12 protein-coding genes and 1 tRNA gene are annotated in these 17133 nt (G+C 71.3%); 4 read left to right on the top strand and 9 right to left on the bottom strand.

Going from position 1 to position 17133, the window contains the following annotated elements; translation table 11 throughout:
• Positions 1-68: 68 nt before the first annotated feature.
• The 3 genes from HS109_03815 to rlmB all read right to left on the bottom strand — a co-directional run bounded on the left by HS109_03815 (position 69) and on the right by rlmB (position 3213).
• On the bottom strand, positions 69-1271 hold the full coding sequence (locus HS109_03815; protein ID MBE7521496.1) for an amidohydrolase: 1203 nt from the start codon (positions 1269-1271) through the stop codon (positions 69-71).
• A gap of 58 nt (positions 1272-1329) precedes the next feature.
• Positions 1330-2310 carry an ABC transporter permease gene (locus tag HS109_03810; GenBank protein MBE7521495.1) on the bottom strand — a complete coding sequence of 327 codons (981 nt, stop codon included), beginning with the start codon at positions 2308-2310 and terminating at the stop codon, positions 1330-1332.
• A 147-nt stretch (positions 2311-2457) separates the two neighbouring features.
• Positions 2458-3213, bottom strand: a complete 756-nt coding sequence (gene rlmB / locus HS109_03805; protein ID MBE7521494.1) for a 23S rRNA (guanosine(2251)-2'-O)-methyltransferase RlmB — start codon at positions 3211-3213, stop codon at positions 2458-2460.
• Between the two features lie 39 nt (positions 3214-3252).
• On the opposite strand from rlmB, the gene HS109_03800 reads away from it, so the two are divergent.
• A complete protein-coding gene (locus HS109_03800; protein MBE7521493.1) occupies positions 3253-3927 on the top strand; it encodes an NAAT family transporter in 675 nt (224 codons plus the stop codon).
• A gap of 66 nt (positions 3928-3993) precedes the next feature.
• Positions 3994-4069 (top strand) — tRNA-Thr (locus HS109_03795).
• Between the two features lie 88 nt (positions 4070-4157).
• On the opposite strand, the gene HS109_03790 is transcribed toward HS109_03795, so the two are convergent.
• The 6 genes from HS109_03790 to HS109_03765 all read right to left on the bottom strand — a co-directional run bounded on the left by HS109_03790 (position 4158) and on the right by HS109_03765 (position 14059).
• The gene (locus HS109_03790) at positions 4158-6575 is read right to left on the bottom strand and encodes a hypothetical protein (GenBank protein ID MBE7521492.1); all 2418 of its coding nucleotides are present in this window, start codon (positions 6573-6575) and stop codon (positions 4158-4160) included.
• 186 nt (positions 6576-6761) lie between these two features.
• Positions 6762-10313, bottom strand: coding sequence for an FAD-dependent oxidoreductase (locus tag HS109_03785; GenBank protein ID MBE7521491.1), 3552 nt, complete (start codon positions 10311-10313; stop codon positions 6762-6764).
• Positions 10314-10508: 195 nt separating this feature from the next.
• The gene (metC, locus tag HS109_03780) at positions 10509-11699 is read right to left on the bottom strand and encodes a cystathionine beta-lyase (GenBank protein ID MBE7521490.1); all 1191 of its coding nucleotides are present in this window, start codon (positions 11697-11699) and stop codon (positions 10509-10511) included.
• Positions 11696-12205, bottom strand: a complete 510-nt coding sequence (locus HS109_03775) for a gluconokinase (GenBank protein MBE7521489.1) — start codon at positions 12203-12205, stop codon at positions 11696-11698. Before HS109_03775 ends, metC begins: the two co-directional genes overlap by 4 nt.
• Positions 12202-13137 carry a decarboxylating 6-phosphogluconate dehydrogenase gene (gene gnd / locus HS109_03770; GenBank protein ID MBE7521488.1) on the bottom strand — a complete coding sequence of 312 codons (936 nt, stop codon included), beginning with the start codon at positions 13135-13137 and terminating at the stop codon, positions 12202-12204. Before gnd ends, HS109_03775 begins: the two co-directional genes overlap by 4 nt.
• A gap of 43 nt (positions 13138-13180) precedes the next feature.
• Entirely contained in the window at positions 13181-14059 is an 879-nt protein-coding gene (locus tag HS109_03765) for a DMT family transporter (GenBank protein ID MBE7521487.1), read from the bottom strand.
• Positions 14060-14177: 118 nt separating this feature from the next.
• Between HS109_03765 and HS109_03760 the strand changes: the two genes are divergently transcribed.
• Together HS109_03760 and HS109_03755 are read left to right on the top strand one after the other, a co-directional pair.
• Positions 14178-15551, top strand: coding sequence for a glutamine synthetase (locus tag HS109_03760; GenBank protein MBE7521486.1), 1374 nt, complete (start codon positions 14178-14180; stop codon positions 15549-15551).
• Positions 15551-17128 (top strand): ABC transporter substrate-binding protein, encoded by a 1578-nt coding sequence (locus HS109_03755; GenBank protein MBE7521485.1) that lies wholly within the window; start codon positions 15551-15553, stop codon positions 17126-17128. The genes HS109_03760 and HS109_03755 overlap by 1 nt, the downstream gene beginning before the upstream one ends.
• The last annotated feature ends 5 nt before the right edge of the window (positions 17129-17133 follow it).

The following is a 17133-nucleotide window of genomic DNA, read 5'->3' as shown; positions in this document are numbered from 1 at the left end:
CGCTCCGGCGTGGAGATGCGCGCGACCGGATCGGCCCGTGCCGGCGCCCGTCCGCACGGCAACCGGGCTCATGCCGGGGCGAGCGGCATCGCCCGCTCGGCGAGCGTGGCGAGGTATCCCGCGCCGACCGGGATCACCTCGTCGTTGAAATCGTAGCGCGTGTCGTGCAGGAAGCAACCGTGTCCATCGCCCGCACCGCCCTGCCCCAGCCGCGCGTACGCGCCCGGCCGGCGCTGGAGCATGAACGAGAAGTCCTCGGCGCCCATCGACGGATCGAGGTCGCGGATCACCCGGTCGCTGCCGACGATCTCGTCGGCGACCTGCGCCGCGAACTCCGCCTCGTCGGCCGAGTTGATCGTCGCCGGATACAGGCGCTCGTAGTCGAGCGTCGCGCTCGCGCCGAACGCCGCGGCGACCGAGCCGACGAGTTCGCGCAGGCGCATCTCGATCGTGTCCTGGACCGTCGCCTTGAACGTGCGCACCGTGCCCACGATCTGCGCGGTCCTCGGCACGACGCTCATGGCGCCGGGGTGTCCCGCCTGCACCGAGCACAGGCTGACCACCGCCGTGTCGATCGGCGAAACGGTGCGCGACACGATCGACTGCGCCGCGGTGATGATGTGCGCCGCGACGACGACCGGATCGATCGTGCGATGCGGGTGCGCGCCGTGGCCGCCCTTGCCGGCGATCGCGATCGTGACCCGGTCGGCGGCCGCCATCATCGGGCCCGGACGGACCGCGATCGTGCCCGCCGGCAGCCCCGGCCAGTTGTGGAGCGCGTAGACCTGGTCGGCGGCAAAGCGCTCGAACAGCCCGTCCTCGATCATCGCGCGTCCGCCCGCGTAGCCCTCCTCGCCGGGCTGGAAGATGAGCGTCGCCGTGCCGTCGAACGCGCGCGTCTCGTGCAGGTAGCGCGCTGCCGCGAGCAGCATCGTCGTGTGCCCGTCGTGCCCGCAACCGTGCATCCGCCCGTCGTAGCGCGAACGGTGCGCGAACTCGTTCTCCTCCTGCATCGGCAGTGCGTCCATGTCGGCGCGCAGGCCGACCGAGCGCCCGCTCGCGGTCGATCGTCCGCGCACCACCGCGACGATGCCGGTCTTGCCGACGCCGGTGTGGTACTCGATGCCGAGCGACGCCAGCCGCTCGACCACGATCCGCGCGGTCCGGTGCTCCTCGAAACCGAGCTCGGGATGCGCGTGGAGGTCGCGCCGGACCGACGTGAACTCGTCGTGCCAGCGGCGGATGTGCGCGACCGCGGGGTTCACGGAAATGATCCCGGGTTCAGGGCGATGCCGCGGCGCGGCGGGCCGACTTCCGTCATGCGTGCTCCTAATGCGCGGAACCGCGCTCGATGCGCAGCCGCGGATCGACCGCGTAGTACAGGAGGTCGACCGCGAGGTTGATCACGACGAACACGACCGCGATGAAGCACAGGTAGGCGGCCATGACCGGAATGTCGGCGAAGTTGACCGCCTGGATGAACAGGAGTCCCATGCCCGGCCATTGGAACACGGTTTCGGTGATGATCGCGAACGCGATGATCGCCCCGAGCTGGAGTCCGGTGATCGTGATCACCGGGACCAGCGTGTTGCGGAGCGCGTGGCCGAAGTGGATCGCGCGGTCGGTGAGCCCGCGCGCGCGCGCGAACCGGATGTAGTCGGTCCGCAGCACCTCGAGCATCTCCGCGCGCACCAGCCGCATGATGAGCGTGGTCTGGAACAGCGCGAGCGTGATCGAGGGCAGGATCAGCGACTTGAGTCCGCTCGCGGTCAGGAGCCCGGTCGTCCACCCGCCGATCGACACGACGTCGCCGCGCCCGAAGCTCGGCAGCCAGCCCAGTTGCACCGCGAACACCAGGATCAGCAGGATGCCGATCAGGAAGGTCGGCAGGCTCACGCCGACGAGCGAGGCCGCCAGCAGCACGTGCGCGCCGACGCTGTGCCTTCGGAGCGCCGTATAGACGCCGGCCGGGATGCCGATGGCGAGCGCGAGGATCGCGGCAGCCATCGACAACTCGAGCGTGGCGGGCAGACGCTCGGCAAGCAGGACCGACACCTTGCGGCCCTGCCGCAGCGACACGCCGAAGTCGCCCTGCACGGCGTTCTCCACGAACCGCGCGAACTGCACGTAGAACGGCCGGTCGAGGCCGAGTTCGTGACGCAGGCGGACGCGATCCTCGGTCGTCGCGTCCTGGCCCACCATGAATGCGATGGGGTCGCCGGTGTAGTTGAACAACGCGAACGCGATCAATGCCACCACGCCGAGGACGGCGAAGGTCTGCGCGATGCGGCGAAGGACGAACGCGAGCATCGTCAGCCGATCCGGGTTGCCCGCCCGGACGACCCACCGGGCCCCGGCCGTGATGCGGTCAGGGTCAACGAGTGTCGCGCGGTCATCGGTCCGGGTCGTCTCTCCGTCCTGCGGTGCGGCGGATCATGCCCGAATCCCCCGGGCGACTCAACGCGGTGCGGCGACGCGCGCGGCCTTCGTCCGCGCCGCGCGCGTCGCGAAGAGGCAGATGCCCGCGGCGACCGAGACGTTGAGGCTCTCGACGCTGCCGACCTGCGGGATGCCGACGATGCGGTCGCATGACGCGCGCGTCAGCCGGCGGAGCCCGCTGCCCTCGGCGCCCAGCACCCAGGCCACCGGTCCAGAGAGATCGGCGTCCGCGATGTCCTCGCCGCCGGTGTCGGCGCCGAGGATCCACACGCCGCGCGCCTTCATCGCCGCGAGCGCGCGGGCGAGATTGGTCACCGTCACGACCGGCACCGTGTCCGCCGCCCCGCTCGCGGCCTTCGCGACCGTCGCGTTCAAGCCGACCGAACGGTCCTTGGGGACGATGACCGCCTGCGCGCCGAAGACGTCCGCATTGCGCAGGCACGCGCCGAGGTTGTGCGGATCGGTCACCCCGTCGAGCACCAGGAGGAGCGCAGGTTCCACGAGCGCGTCGAGGACGTCGTCGAGCGTCACATGCGGCAGCGCCGCGTCGATCTCGGCCACCACGCCCTGATGGCCGGCATGGCCGGCGAGTTCCCGCAGGCGCGCATCGTCGACCGGATGCACCGGAATGCCTGCCGCTGCGGCGCGCGAGGCGAGATCGCGCATCCGCGGATCGTGACGCCGGGCGTCGGCGTAGATGCCGCGCACGCTCGACGGATGCGTGCGCAGGCGGGCGGTGACGGCGTGAAAGCCGTAGAGGAGGCGCGTGGGCATCGGGAGGGTCGTCCACCCCCATGCTAACGTACCGGCCCGATGCTCGCCGACGCCCGCCAATTCCTCGAGGTGACGCTGCTGGCGATCGCCGCGCTGCTGCCGATCGTCAATCCGATCGCCGGGGCGTCGGTGTTCCTGCAGAAGACCGCCGATCTCTCCCGGGACGACCGGCGCAAGACCGCGCTGCGCGTCGCCCGCTACGGATTCGCGCTGCTCCTCGCCTCCGCGTTCGTCGGCGCCTACGTGCTCGACTTCTTCGGCCTGTCGATCCCGGTGGTGCAGGTCGCCGGCGGACTCGTCGTGTCGTCGCTCGGCTGGGCGCTCCTCGCGCAGGGAACGTTCGTCGCCGAGAAGGCGCGCGCCGATGCCGCGACGCCCACGCCCGAGGACCTGCGCAGCCGGGCGTTCTTCCCGCTGACGATGCCGTTGACCGTCGGCCCCGGCTCGATCTCGGTGGCGATCACGCTCGGCGCGAACCCGCCGGGGAACTACCGGATGCTGGCGGTCACGCTCCTCGCGCACGCCGCGGGACTCGCGATCGTGGCGCTCGCCATCTACCTCACCTACGCCAAGGCCGACGTCGTGCTGCGGCGCCTCGGGACGACCGGCGCGGTGATCGTGACGCGACTGTCGGCGTTCATCCTCTTGTGCGTCGGTGTCCAGATCGTCTGGAACGGCGTGCGGGCGCTCCTGCTCACGCTTCCCGTCCGATGAGCGCGGTCCGGCTGCGGCAGTAGCGGCTGGCGGGTCGCGATTCGGTCGGCTATAATGGAAGGCTGTGCTGTTGTAGCTCAGCTGGTAGAGCAACTGATTCGTAATCAGTAGGTCGGTGGTTCGAGTCCACTCAACAGCACCACCTCCCCCGGGCCGCCGTGGGTAGCGCCCCGACCCGCGTTCCCGCCACGCGTTGATGCCGACCTGCGGGTAATCGCCCGCGTCCCGGATCAGTACGGCACGCAGGCGAACACACGCGTCGCGCCCTGCCCTTCGAAGATCCACCCGTCGGAGGCCATCGCCTCGGCGGTGGCCATCGACGTCGTGTAGCGGTGGTTCGGCGCGCCGCCGGCCATCGCGTTGAACAGCCGGTAGAGCGCGCGCGTCCCCGGCGGACACCCGGGCGCGGGATCGGGCGACGGCAGCGCAAGCGCGAAGGCGATCTTCTCGAAAGTCCACGCCGGATCGGCTTCGAGCAGGCTGCACTCGTGCGCGTAGGGCGAGTAGAAGTGCGACGACAGCGGCGCGAAGCCGACGCCGAAGAGCCGGCACACCGGCTCGTTGCCCGGCGAGGGGGCCTGAGCGACGCGGAATCCCTCGCCGGTGCGCATCCAGCCGGAGAACGCGCCGGCGTCGAGCCCGGCGATCTCGTCGGCGTCCGCCGAGACGAAGTAGTGATCCATGGCGCCATGGTGATACTCGATGGCGCGCCGATCGCCGGTCGGATAGGCGACACGCGCATCGGCCTCGTGGAGACCGGAACCGGTCGACGCATAGAGCCGGTAGGCCACGAACGGATCGAACGCCGCGGAAAGCACGACGTCGTCGTCGAGACCCTCGTCGAGCGCGGTCCAGGACGCGCCGCCGTTGCCGCTGCGAAAGATCCCGCCGCCCGCCTGCGTCAGGTGCAGCGCGCCCGCGGTCGACGGATCGGGCACGATCGACGTCACCGCACCCGTCCCGAGCCCGCTGGTGCGGCGCGACCATGTGGCGCCGCCGTCGCCGGAGAACATCACGTAGTCCGGATCGCGGAAGCCCACCCAGATGCGTTTCGGGTCGGCCTTGTCGACCACGATCGTCGTGATCTCGTTGCCGAGTTCGGTCGCACCGGGGAAGGTCGCGACCGCGGTCCAGGTCTCTCCGTCCGACGACTTGTAGAGCTGCGGCGCCCCGGCGGTCATCGCGATGCCGCCCGCGTAGATCATGACCGGCGCGGCCTGCGTGGTCGCCATCGCCCGGACCAGGACCGGCGGCGGATCGCGCGGCACCCACGACCCGCCGTCGTCGGTGGACACGAAGATGCGGGCGTCGAGTCCCGCTTCGTTGGGCGAGTAGGCGTACAGGTACACTTCGCCGGAGAGCGCGCCGTACGCGAGCGGCCCGAAGCGCGTCATCGGGCCGAACGCCGCGATCCGCTGGTACCAGGTGATCCCGCCGTCCTCGCTCTGGCTCAGTTCGGCGTCGCCGCCCTCGCCGTCACCGAGCGCGCCGAACGCGACCTCAGCGCGGTCCCGGCTGGCGGCGAGGAGCCGCCGCCCGCCGCCGACTTCGGTCCAGGTGGCGCCCGCGTTCGCGGAGCGGGCGTAGCCGGCGCCGACACCCGGCGGATCGGTCAGGTAGCGCACGACCGCGCTGCGCGTGTCGAGGATCAGCACGCGCCCGCGGCCCGGGGCGCCGGTCGAGCGGTCGAGCGGCGTGAACGAGGCGCCGCCGTTCGTGCTGAAGAGCACGCCGCGCGATGTCGCCACGTAGACGCTCGCCGGGTTCGCCGCGTCGACCGCGACGGCAGAACTCATGGTGCCGGACGCAAGCACACCCGCCACCGCGAAGCTGGCGCCGAGGTCGTGGCTCACGAGCACGCGGCGCGTCGCGCATTCGAGGCCGTAGACGCGCGACGACGGCGCGCTCGCGAACGCGAGCTCGCACAGCGCGAGCGGCCCGGGGACCTGGGCCACGGGCAGGAACGTCGCACCGCCATCGGTCGAGCGCAGCAGCGATCCGGCGCCGTTCTGGATGAGCGCGACGCCCTGGCCGGCGGCGAGCACGCGCACATCGGCCGCGGCGGTGGCCCATGACGCCGGAGCGTCGAGCAGCCGGTGCGCGATCGTCGCGGGCGAGCGCAGCGCGGCGTACACCGTCCGCGTCGACCAGTCGACGGCCAGCGCGTCGAGGTCCGAGGGAGTCTGGTCGAGCGTCCAGGTCGCGCCGCTGTCGTTCGAATGCGCGATGTCGCGCCCGGCGCTCACCACGAGTTCGCGGCCGTCGACCGGGTTGACCGCTCGGACCACGGGCGGCGCGTCCCCGCCCGCGGCGAACGGCAAGGTGAGCGGTGCGAAGCTGCGGCCGGTGTCGAGGCTCCGCAGCACGCCGCCTTGCGTCGCGGCATAGATCGTCACCGGCGCGCCCCCGAGGAACGGGCGGCCGGTGACGCCTTGCCGCGCGCTCGCGGCCCAATGCGCGCCGCCGTCCGAGGTGAAGAAGGTCGCGGCAGGCGCGACGCCCTCCACGGCACCCGCGACGAGCAACGCGACGCCGCCGGTCGCAGGATGCGTGGCGACGGTGCCGAGCGAAGGCGCGCCGCCGCCGTCGGCCGGTCCTGCGGGCGTCCACGGAGCGGCCAGCGCGGCAGCCCCGAAAGCGCAGGCCATGCCTGCGAAGGCCGCGCGGACAAGGACGGACGTGCAGCGAAGCGAACGGACCATCGCGAAGACTCCCCTTCGGCGTCCCCGGCACACTACCGCAGATGCATCAGGCACAGTGCGCGAAGGCGACGAACGGGCGGGCGAATATTCCGCGTCGCGTGAGCGTACGGGGTCGCAAGATCCGACCGGGCGTCAATCCGCCGCCCTCGTCAGCGCGGCGTCGCGCATGCACAGCGCGATCCACTGCGCGGTCAGCTTCTCCTGCACCGCGTTCTGCGCGAGGCGCGCCCCGAGCGCGGGGAAATCGACCCGGTCGAGGTCCTGGTCCTGGTTGAAGCAGGAGAACACGTAGCTCGTCCGGCCGGTGACCGGGTCGCGGTGCACCTGCAGGCATTGCGCGCAGATCTCCTTCATCATGCACTGCATCGGCGAGTTGATCGATCCGATCGCCGCGTGGCCAGGCTTCATCCACGGGGCGAGCACGGTGTGGCGCGCCGCGGCGACGGCCGCCATCATGCCGTCGGACCCGATCGCGACGATGCGGTCGGGCCGGTTGAACGCAATCGCCTGCGGCCCGAGGTCTCCGCGCGCGTAGGCCACCATCGCCTCGACGATGTTGCCGACGCAGGCGCGATCCTGCGGCCGGGTCGGGACGAATCCGGGTGCTTCGTCGCAGCACCAGACGACGACATCCGCCGCGGCTTCGATCTCGGCGACCTTGTAGCGGTCGATCCGGTGGCGGTAGCCGGCGAAGTACAGGACCTTCGATCCCGCCGCACGGAACGCCCTGCCGATCGAGAGCAGCACCGCGTTGCCCAACCCGCCGCCCGCCAGCACGACCGTCTCCCCCGGTTCGATGTCCGTGGGCGCTCCGGTCGGTCCCATCAACACGACCGGCTCGCCTGGCTCGAGGTTCGCGCAGAGGTCGGATGAGCCGCCCATCTCGAGCACGATCAAGGACACGAGTCCCCGCTCCGGGTCGACCCATGCACCGGTGAGCGCGAGCCCCTCCATCGCCATGCGCGTGCCGCGGCGCACCGGCGCGAGGACCTCGTAGTTCTGCAGCCGGTAGAACTGGCCGGGCCGGAAGTTGCGTGCGGCCGAAGGCGCATGCACGACGACCTCGACGATGTCGGGCGCGAGCCGCTCGACTCGTTCGACGCTGGCGCGCAGGCTGCGGTCGAGCGTGGCGAAGAACGCGGCATCGGCGAGCGGCGACGCCGGCGCGACGCGCGCGAGCATCCGCGACACGATCGGATAGCCCTGCTTCGCGCTCGACATCGCCTTCACGACGTTGCCGAAATAGGACGGATGCAGGTCGCCGAAGAAGCTCGTGGCGCGGCCGTCGTCGCGGATCGAGGTCAGCACCGCGGGCACCGCCGGCTTCGGGAGGCCCTTGACCGGCTTGACCGGCGCTCCCTGCTCGTCGACGAGTTCGAAGTACTTGCCGTCGAGGCGGAAACGTTCGCCGTCCTCGCGCGCGAGCACGGTGTTGGGCTGGGTTCCGGCGGCGACGAGGATCGTGGCGGCAGGGATCGTCGTCCGCGCGTACTCGTGCCAGACGCCGTCGCCGTCGTTGTGCTGCGCGGAGACCTCGAGGCCGCACGCCCGGCCGTGCTCGTCCACCTCGACCCCGAGCGGCGTCAGGCCTTCCGCGAACCGGATGCCTTCCTCGAGCGCTTTCTCGACCTCCTCGTGGTTCAGCGTGTACGACGGGCTGTCGACGAGCCGGCGGCGGTAGACGATCGTCGCTCCGCCCCAGTCGCGGAGGAGCCGCGACACCTGCGCGGGCCGTCCGGCGCGCGCCGCGGTCTGCCGCTCCGCGCGAATCGCGCGCCCGTGTTCGAGGAATCGCTGAGCGACCGAGCGTTCGGCCGGCGTCCACGTACGCTCGACCGCTTCGCGCCCGTGGGTTTCCGTCAGGATCTCGTAGCGCGACAGGAACTTCTCGACCTGCACCGGGTAGTAGGCGAGCGATTCGGTCGCCGCGTCGATCGCCGTGAGCCCGCCGCCGATCACCACGATCGGCAGGCGCACTTCGACGTTCGCGAGCGAGTCGGCCTTCGCGGCGCCGGTGAGTTGCAGCGCCATCAGGAAATCCGACGCCGTGCGCACGCCGTTCGCGAGCCCGTTGGGGAGGTCGAGGATCGTCGGGCGCCCGGCGCCGGCGGCGAGCGCGATGTGATCGAACCCGGCGGCGAAGGCGTCCTCGGCGGTCAGCGTGCCGCCGAAGCGCACGCCGCCGTAGAGCGCGAACGACGCTCGGCGTTCGAGCAGCAGGCGGATCACCTTCAGGAAGTTCTTGTCCCAGCGCACGGTGATGCCGTATTCGGCGACACCGCCGAAGCCCGCCATCACGCGATCGTCCAGCGGTTCGACGAGCGCCGAGAGGTCGCGCACCGGTTCGAACGCGACCCGCTCGCCGGCGAGCGTGACGCCGGACAACGACGGCGGCAGCGGCTCGATCTTGAGGCCGTCGATCGCCGCGACCGCGTGCCCATCGTTCATCAGGTGGTGCGAGAGCGTGAACCCCGCGGGCCCCATGCCGACCACCAGCACCCGCCGGCCGGAGGCTTCGCGCGGCACCGGCCGGCGCAGGTTGAGCGGATTCCAGCGGGTCAGCAGCGAATAGAGCTCGAACCCCCAGGGCAGCGCGAGCACGTCCTTCAGCACGCGGGTCTCGCTCTGCGGTATGTCGACCGGGTCCTGCTTCTGGTAGATGCAGGCCTTCATGCAATCGTTGCAGATGCGATGGCCGGTCGCGGCCAGCATCGGGTTGTCGACGCAGATGGTGGCGAGCGCGCCGATCGCCCAGCCGCCGGCACGCAGCTTGTGGAACTCGGATATCCGCTCCTCGAGCGGACATCCCGCGAGCGTCACGTCGAACGGGCTCTTCCGGAACGGAATGCCCGGGGTCGAACCGTCGGCGGACTTCTTCTCCGGTAACCCGCGCGAGCAGGAATCCTTGCCCTGCTCGTGGCACCAGATGCAGTAATTCGCCTGGTCGAGTCCGCCGACGAGGTCGGTGCCCGGGTCGGTCAGCGCGAAACCGGTTCGCTCGCGCCGATGCGACGCGTCGAGTTCCAGGGCCGCGACACCGGCGTGGGTCGCCGGCACGACCGGGACGAGCTTCATCGGATCGAGCTTGCGCGGCGCGCGGAACAGCACACCATCGCGATGCACCGCCCTGCCTTCCGGCGTGTGGGCGGCCCACGCGGCATAGCGCAGGGCGAGATCGAGGGCGTCCGCGTTCGCCGCCTCGTCCCGCTGCCAGGCGGCCACCGCGTTGGCGAACGCCAGTTCGTGCCGGCGGCCGACGATGGGCGCGCCGATGCGGGCCTCGAGCGCGGCGCGCAGGGCCGGACCGTCGAACGACTGCGCGGCATCGGCCTTGTGGGCGTTCATCGCCTTGCGCTGCACGAACAGCCGCTTCGCCGCGTAGAGCGGCGCGAGTTCGTGCTGCGCGGCTTCGAGCGCGCGCACCTCGTCCTCGATCCCGAAGAGCGAGGCGACGAAGTCCTCGACGTGTGGGCCGAGGTCGACCATCAGGTCGCCTTCCGCCTTCGTCCCGAGCGCATCGGGCGCGTGACGGGCATCCCGCAGCCGCGCTGCGAGCGTCGCGTCGGCGGCGTCGAGATGCGCGAGGAAGGCGGCGTCGATCCGCCGCGCGCCCGCGGTCGAATAGAGGTCGGCGAACGCGAGTCCGTGGGCGAGACGCAGTGGCCGGACGGTGGTGGCGGTCATCGTCGATTGCGGCGGAAGCGGTGGCCGATCATGGCATGCGTCCGGCGGGTCCGACCGCGGGTCCGGAAGCCGTTCGCCGGGACTTGATGCGCGTCAATCGAGGCACGCTGCCGGCTTCGCCGGTCGTCGCGGCATGCGCGCGATTTCGGCGGCCCGAGCGAGGGCGTCGCACGCGCGGCGACCGGCCGCACGCCTTCAGGACGCGGCGGCCATGCGCCGGAAGCCGTCCTCGAAGTCGGCGATCAGGTCGTCGGGATCCTCGAGGCCGACGTGCACGCGCAGGCAGGGGCCGCCGGGCTCGAGCCGAGATACCGAGCGCAGCCGGTCGGGGTCGGTCGGAATGACCAGACTCTCGAAGCCGCCCCAGCTCCAGCCCATCCGGAACAGGCGCATGTGGTCGAGCATCGCGGCGAGGGACTCGCGCCGCGGGCCGGGCTCGAGGACGACCGAGAAGAGCCCGGTCGCGCGGCGGAAGTCGCGTCGCCACAGCGCGTGACCGCGCGCGCCGGGCAGCGCCGGATACAGCACCTCGCGCACCTCGGGGCGCCCCGAGAGCCACGTCGCGACCTTCGTCGCGCTCGCCTGATGGCGGTCGAGCCGCGCGGCGAGCGTGCGCAGGCCCCGCAAGCCCAGGAAGGCGTCGTCCGACGAGACCGCGACGCCCATGTCGGTCCACAGCCGGTGCATCGGTCCCGCGGTCGCCTCGTTGCAGACGATCACGCCCAGCAGCACGTCGGAATGTCCCCCGAGGTACTTGGTGCCCGCGTGTACCGACACGTCGACGCCGTGGTCGAACGCGCGGAAGCCGAGCGGCGTCGCCCACGAGTTGTCGAGCACGACGAACGCGCCGTGCCGGTGCGCGATCTCGGCGATCGCGGGGATGTCCTGCACTTCGAACGACAGCGACCCCGGCGACTCGGTGAACACGACGCGCGTGTTCGGAGTCATCTGCGCTTCGATCGCCGCCCCGGCGAGCGGGTCGTAGAACGCGACCTCGATGCCGTTGCGCACCAGGTGGTTCGCGGCGAAGCGGCGCGTCGGCCCGTAGACCGAATCGGTGATGAGCACGCGGTCGCCCTGCGACAGCAGCGCGAGGAGCGGCAGCGTCGTCGCCGCGAGCCCGCTCGGCACCGCGAATCCGCGCGCGCCGCCCTCGAGCGAGGCCACCGCCGCCTGCAGGTCGGTGACCGTCGGCAGGCCGTGCAGGCCGTAGCCGATGCCCGGATGGCGTCCCTCCGCCGAGGCTTCGAGCACGTCGAGCGTCGGGAAGACGATCGTCGAGGCCCGGTAGACCGGCGTGTTGACCGCACCCAGGTGCTTCGCCGGTTCGCGTCCGAGGTGGACGACTTCGGTCTCGGGCTTCATCGATCGAGGTGCGTCGCTCATGCGTGGGTCGCCTTCGTGGCCGGTGGGCAAGCCAAGGCGGCGCAAATGGCATCGACCTGGGCCTCGAGGGGCAGGGTCACATCGATGTCGAGCGCATCGTCCGGAGCCTCCAGCGTCGCGAACTGGCTCGCCAGGAGCGATGCCGGCATGTAGCGATGCTTGCGGACGGCGAGCCGCGCGGCGATCGTCGCCTGGTCGCCGATCAGGTGGACGAAACGGACGGCCGATCCCGCCGCGATGCGCGCCCGATACGCCGCCTTGAGCGCCGAGCAGGCGAGCACCGCGCTGCCTCCGCCCGCGTCGATCGCGCGCAGCTCGGTCGCGAGGCGGTCGAGCCAGGGCCAGCGGTCTTCGTCGGTGAGCGGCGTTCCCGACGCCATCTTCGCGACGTTCTCCGGAGGATGGAAGTCGTCGGCGTCGAGGAACGGGCAGCCGAGGCGCGACGCGAGCGCCGCACCGACCGTGCTCTTGCCGCAGCCGGTCACGCCCATCATGACGACGATCATCGCTTCGGACCCGCGCCGGCGCCCTGGACCGCGTGACCGCCGAACGCCTGCCGCATCCGCGCCAGCATCCGGTTCGCGTAATCGCCCTTGCCCTGGCTCGCGAACCGGTTCATCAGCGCGACGGCGAGCACCGGCGCGGGCGTGCCCTGCTCGATGGCCTCGGCGACGGTCCAGCGGCCTTCGCCGGAGTCGGCGACGTGCGGCGCGATCGCGTCGAGGTCGGCGTCGCTCGCGAGGAACTCGGCGGTCAGGTCGAGGAGCCAGGATCGCACGACGCTCCCGCGGCGCCAGGTCTCGGCGAGACGCGCGACGTCGATGCCGAACTCGCGCTTGCCCTTCAGGAGCGCGAAGCCTTCGGCATACGCCTGCATCATCCCGTACTCGATCCCGTTGTGGATCATCTTGGCGAAATGTCCGGCGCCGGCGGGGCCGCAGTGCATCCAGCCCGCATCGGGCGCGGGCGCGAGCACGCGGACGAACGGCTCGACCGCGCGCGCGCCCTCGGCCGAGCCGCCGAACATCAGCGTGTAGCCGTTCGCGAGGCCCCACACGCCTCCGGAAACGCCGCAATCGACGAACAGCAGCCGGCGCGCCGCGAGGTCCTGCGCGCGCCGCTGCGAATCCCGGTAGTTGGCGTTGCCGCCGTCGACGATCGTGTCGCCCGGGGCGAGATGCGCGGAGAGCGTCGCGATCGTGGTCTCGGTCGCCGAGCCCGCGGGCACCATCGTCCACACGACCCGCGGGGCCGGCAGGGCGTCGACCAGCGCGGCGGGCGACGATGCCGCGGACAGCACGCCTTCAGCAGCGAGTGCATCGGCGGCGCCGGGCGTCGCGTCGTGCCCGACCACGCGGATGCCGCCGCGGGAAAGACGCCGCGCCATGTTCCCGCCCATGCGGCCGAGCCCGACGAGTCCGATCGAGGGAGCAGTCATGCGTAGGCGCGCGAGCGCGCGGTGGCACGGCGGATGACGCCGCTCAAGGCGCGATTGTACCGGCTGGCCCGCCCCGCGACGCGGCAGCGTCGCGCGACGCGACGAGCGCGGCGATCACGAGCAGGCCGCACCCGGCGAGCATCGCCGCGGTCGGCCGTTCCCCGACGAGGACCGCGGCGAGCGCGATGCCGTAGACCGGCTCGAGTGCGGCCACGACGCTCGCCGCATGGGCCGTTACCCCTGCCAATGCCGCGACGAAGAGCGTGTGGGCGAGCGCCGTGCAGCCGAGCCCGAGGATGAGCAGCAGTCCCAGTTCCGCGGGTGTCGGCCACCGGACACCCGCAGGCCACCACGCGAGCACCGGCACGAGCACGGCCGCCGCGAATGCGTTCTGCCACAGCGCGATCGAACGCGCCGCGACCGTGCGGGCGTAACGGCGATTGCGGACCGCGAGCCAGGCGAAGGTCGCACCCGAGAGGACGCCCCACGCGAGACCGCGAACCGCGGCGTCACGAACGTCGATGCGCGGCACGGTGAGCACGAGGCCCGCGACGACCAGGACGGCGACGGCCCAGTCGCGGCCGCGCCCGCGCCGCTCGCCGGTCGCGCGCTCCAGGATGAGGGTGAACAGCGGGAAACTCGCGTACCCGATCAAGCCGACCGCCACGCCGGCGTCCTGCACGGCCGCGAAGAACGCGACCCAGTGCAGCGCGAGGACGAGACCGTTCGCCGCGAGGCCGGGCGCCGGCCGGCGCAGTTCGCCCATCGCGACGGCGACGAGCGTAAGTGCCGCGGCGGCGATCGTCGTTCGTCCGAAGACGATCACGACCGGCGGGAGCGCGAGCCAGGCGCCGAACAGGCCCGCCAGGCCGAACAGCGCGACGGCGAGGTGCAACGCCACGAGGTGTCGGAGGGAAGGCATCGCCGGTCGCCGGGCCGATTCTGCCATGCACGGGCCGCTCTCCCCTGGGGCTCGAACGCCCCGCTGCGCTAGAATCCGGCGCTTCCGCCCTGCCCCGCCCGTTCCCCTGGAGAAGCCGATGCCCGTAGCGCGCAATCCCAAGGCCGTGCTCGCCGACGTGATGAAGTCCCCCACGCCCGGCGTCAAGGTCGCCGTGTCCGACATCGACGGCATCCTGCGCGGCAAGGTGTTGCACAAGGACAAGTTCGCTTCGGCGCTCGAAGGCGGGTTCGGCTTCTGCGACGTCGTCTACGGCTGGGACATGCACGACGTCTGCTACGACAACACGACGACGACCGGCTGGCACAAGGGCTATCCGGACGCGATGGTGCGGCTCGACCTCGCGACCCACCGCAACGTCCCCTGGGACGGCGGGATCGACTTCTTCCTCGGCAACTTCGTGCGGATCGAGAACGGTCGCGAGGTCCCCTACCCGCTCGACGGCCGCCAGGTGCTGAAGCGCGTGCTCGCGCGCGGCGAGCGGCTCGGGCTGAAGCCGATGTGCTCGCTCGAGTTCGAGTTCTTCAACTTCGCCGAGACGCCGCAGACCTGGGCGGCGAAGAAAGGCGTCGGCCCCGAACCGATCACGCCGGGCATGTTCGGCTATTCGCTCCTTCGCGCGAGCCACGCGCGCGACTACTTCAACGCGCTCTTTTCCGAACTCGCCGCGTTCGGCGTGCCGATCGAGGGCCTGCACACCGAGACCGGTCCGGGCGTGTACGAAGCGGCGATCGCCTATTCGGACGCGCTGGAGGCAGGCGATCGCGCGGTGCTCTTCAAGACCGGCGCGAAGGAGATCGGCGCGCGCTTCGGAATCATGCCGAGCTTCATGGCGAAGTGGAGCCAGCACTACCCGGGCTGTTCGGGCCACGTCCACCAGAGCCTCTCGGACGGCTCGAAGAACGTGTTCCACGATCCCAAGGGCCGCGCCGGCATGAGCAAGCTCTTCGAGAGCTATCTCGCCGGTCAGGTCGACACGCTGCTCGCGTTCGCCCCGATGTTCTGGCCGACGGTCAACAGCTACAAGCGCCTGGTCGACGGATTCTGGGCGCCGGTCAAACCGACCTGGGGCATCGACAACCGCACGGTGAGCTTCCGCGTGATCCCGGGAAGCGCCAAGTCGACCCGGCTCGAGACGCGCTGCCCGGGCGCGGACGTCAATCCGTACCTCGCGCTCGCCGCCTGCGTCGCCGCCGGACTGCACGGCATCGAGAAGAAGCTGAAGCTCACCGTCCCGCCGATCGAGGGGACGAACAAGGGCGCCGAACACATCCCGCGGGCGCCGCGCTCGCTCGCCGAGACCACCAGGGTTTTCCGCGCGTCCGAACTCGCGCGCGACTGGTTCGGCGACGAGTTCGTCGACCACTTCGCGGCGACGCGCGAATGGGAGCACCGGCAGTGGCAGGACGCGGTGACCGACTGGGAACTGAAGCGCTACTTCGAGATCGTCTGATGCGCGTCGTGCGGCACACGGTCCGGCTGGCCGGCGCGCTGCTCGCGGCCGCGGCCCTCGCCGCCGCGCCGATCGCCCCGGCGGCGACGCTGCGCATCGCGAGCGCGAACGACCCGCAGTCGCTCGACCCGCATGCACTCGCCCTGCTCTACCATTCGCGCGTCGTCACCCAGATCTACGAATCGCTCGTCAACCGCGACCGCGACTTCCGGCTGGAGCCTTCGCTCGCGCTCTCCTGGCAGGCGGTCGACGCGCGCACCTGGCGCTTCCGGCTGCGACCGGGCGTGCGCTTCCACGACGGCGCTCCGTTCACCGCCGACGACGCCGTGTTCTCGATCGAGCGCGCGCTCGCGAAAAACTCGCAGCGGGCGTTCCAGTTGCGCGGCGTGACCGCGGTCCGGAAGGTCGACGACCACACGATCGATGTCGCGCTAGCCGCGCCCGACGTCGTGCTGCCGGAGAAGCTCATCTTCATCGGGATGATGAGCAAGGCCTGGGCCGCGAAGCACGACGTCCTCAAGCCGCAGGATTACAACGCGAAGCAGGAGACCTGGGCGGTACGCCACGCCAACGGGACCGGGCCCTACAAGCTCCAGTCCTACGAGTCCGACCACCGCGTCGTGCTGGTCGCGCATCCTGAGTGGTGGGGCAAGCGCGGCAACGTCGACGAAGCGGTGTTCCTCGTCATCGGTTCGGACGCGACGAGGCTCGCGGCGCTCGCGTCGGGCCAGGTCGATTTCGTGATCGACCCGCCGTTCCAGGACGTCGGGCGACTGAAGAAGGATCCGCGCTTCCGGATCACCGAGACGGCCGATATCGGCACCCAGTACCTGGGCTTCGACCAGGCGCGCGCGGAGTTGCCGGGCTCGGACGCGAAGGGCCGCAATCCGTTCCGGGACCTGCGCGTGCGCCAGGCGGTCGCGCACGCGATCGACACCGACGCGATCGTCGCCAAGGTGCTGCGCGGCCAGGGCACGCCGATCGGCTCGTTCGTCTCGAGGCTCGTCGACGGCTACGACCCCGCGCTCGACCGGAGGCTCGCCTACGATCCGGCGAAGGCGCGCGCGCTGCTGAAGGACGCGGGCTGGGCCGAGGGTTTCAGCGTCGGCATGGACTGCGTGTCGATCACCTGGCGCGCGGCCGCCTGCCAGGCGATCGCCGGCATGCTCGCGCAGGTCGGCATCAAGGTGAGCCTCGCGACCGCCCCGGCCGCGCAGTTCTTCCCCAAGCTCACGCAGGCGCAGTCGTCGCTGTTCGAGTTCGGCTGGACGCCGACGACCGACGCCTGGACGATGCTCAACTCGACCGTGCGTTCGTTCGACGCTGCGGGCACCGGCACGTTCAACGCCGGCCGCTACGTGAACCCGAAGCTCGATGCGACGATCGACGCCATCCGCATCGCCCCTTCGATCGAAGCGCGGCGCGCGCTGGTGCGCGACGCGCTCGCCATCCTCCACGCCGACCTGCCGCTCGTCCCGCTCTACCGGCGCACGCTCGCCTGGGCAATGCGGCCGGGCATCGAGGCCGCGATGTGGCCCAACGACATCCTCGAACTGCGCCTCGTGCGCGTCACCTGACCGAC

It is taken from the genome of Burkholderiales bacterium, from assembly GCA_015075645.1.
Lineage (GTDB): Bacteria > Pseudomonadota > Gammaproteobacteria > Burkholderiales > Casimicrobiaceae > VBCG01.
This window is presented reverse-complemented; position numbering and strand designations above follow the sequence as displayed.

Coding starts and splice junctions, on each gene's coding strand:
- HS109_03810 (MBE7521495.1), bottom strand. CDS start 2,310: ATGCTCGCGTTCGTCCTTCGCCGCATCGCGCAGACCTTCGCCGTCCTC.
- rlmB (MBE7521494.1), bottom strand. CDS start 3,213: ATGCCCACGCGCCTCCTCTACGGCTTTCACGCCGTCACCGCCCGCCTG.
- HS109_03800 (MBE7521493.1), top strand. CDS start 3,253: ATGCTCGCCGACGCCCGCCAATTCCTCGAGGTGACGCTGCTGGCGATC.
- HS109_03790 (MBE7521492.1), bottom strand. CDS start 6,575: ATGGCCTGCGCTTTCGGGGCTGCCGCGCTGGCCGCTCCGTGGACGCCC.
- HS109_03785 (MBE7521491.1), bottom strand. CDS start 10,313: ATGACCGCCACCACCGTCCGGCCACTGCGTCTCGCCCACGGACTCGCG.
- metC (MBE7521490.1), bottom strand. CDS start 11,699: ATGAGCGACGCACCTCGATCGATGAAGCCCGAGACCGAAGTCGTCCAC.
- HS109_03775 (MBE7521489.1), bottom strand. CDS start 12,205: ATGATCGTCGTCATGATGGGCGTGACCGGCTGCGGCAAGAGCACGGTC.
- gnd (MBE7521488.1), bottom strand. CDS start 13,137: ATGACTGCTCCCTCGATCGGACTCGTCGGGCTCGGCCGCATGGGCGGG.
- HS109_03765 (MBE7521487.1), bottom strand. CDS start 14,059: ATGCCTTCCCTCCGACACCTCGTGGCGTTGCACCTCGCCGTCGCGCTG.
- HS109_03760 (MBE7521486.1), top strand. CDS start 14,178: ATGCCCGTAGCGCGCAATCCCAAGGCCGTGCTCGCCGACGTGATGAAG.
- HS109_03755 (MBE7521485.1), top strand. CDS start 15,551: ATGCGCGTCGTGCGGCACACGGTCCGGCTGGCCGGCGCGCTGCTCGCG.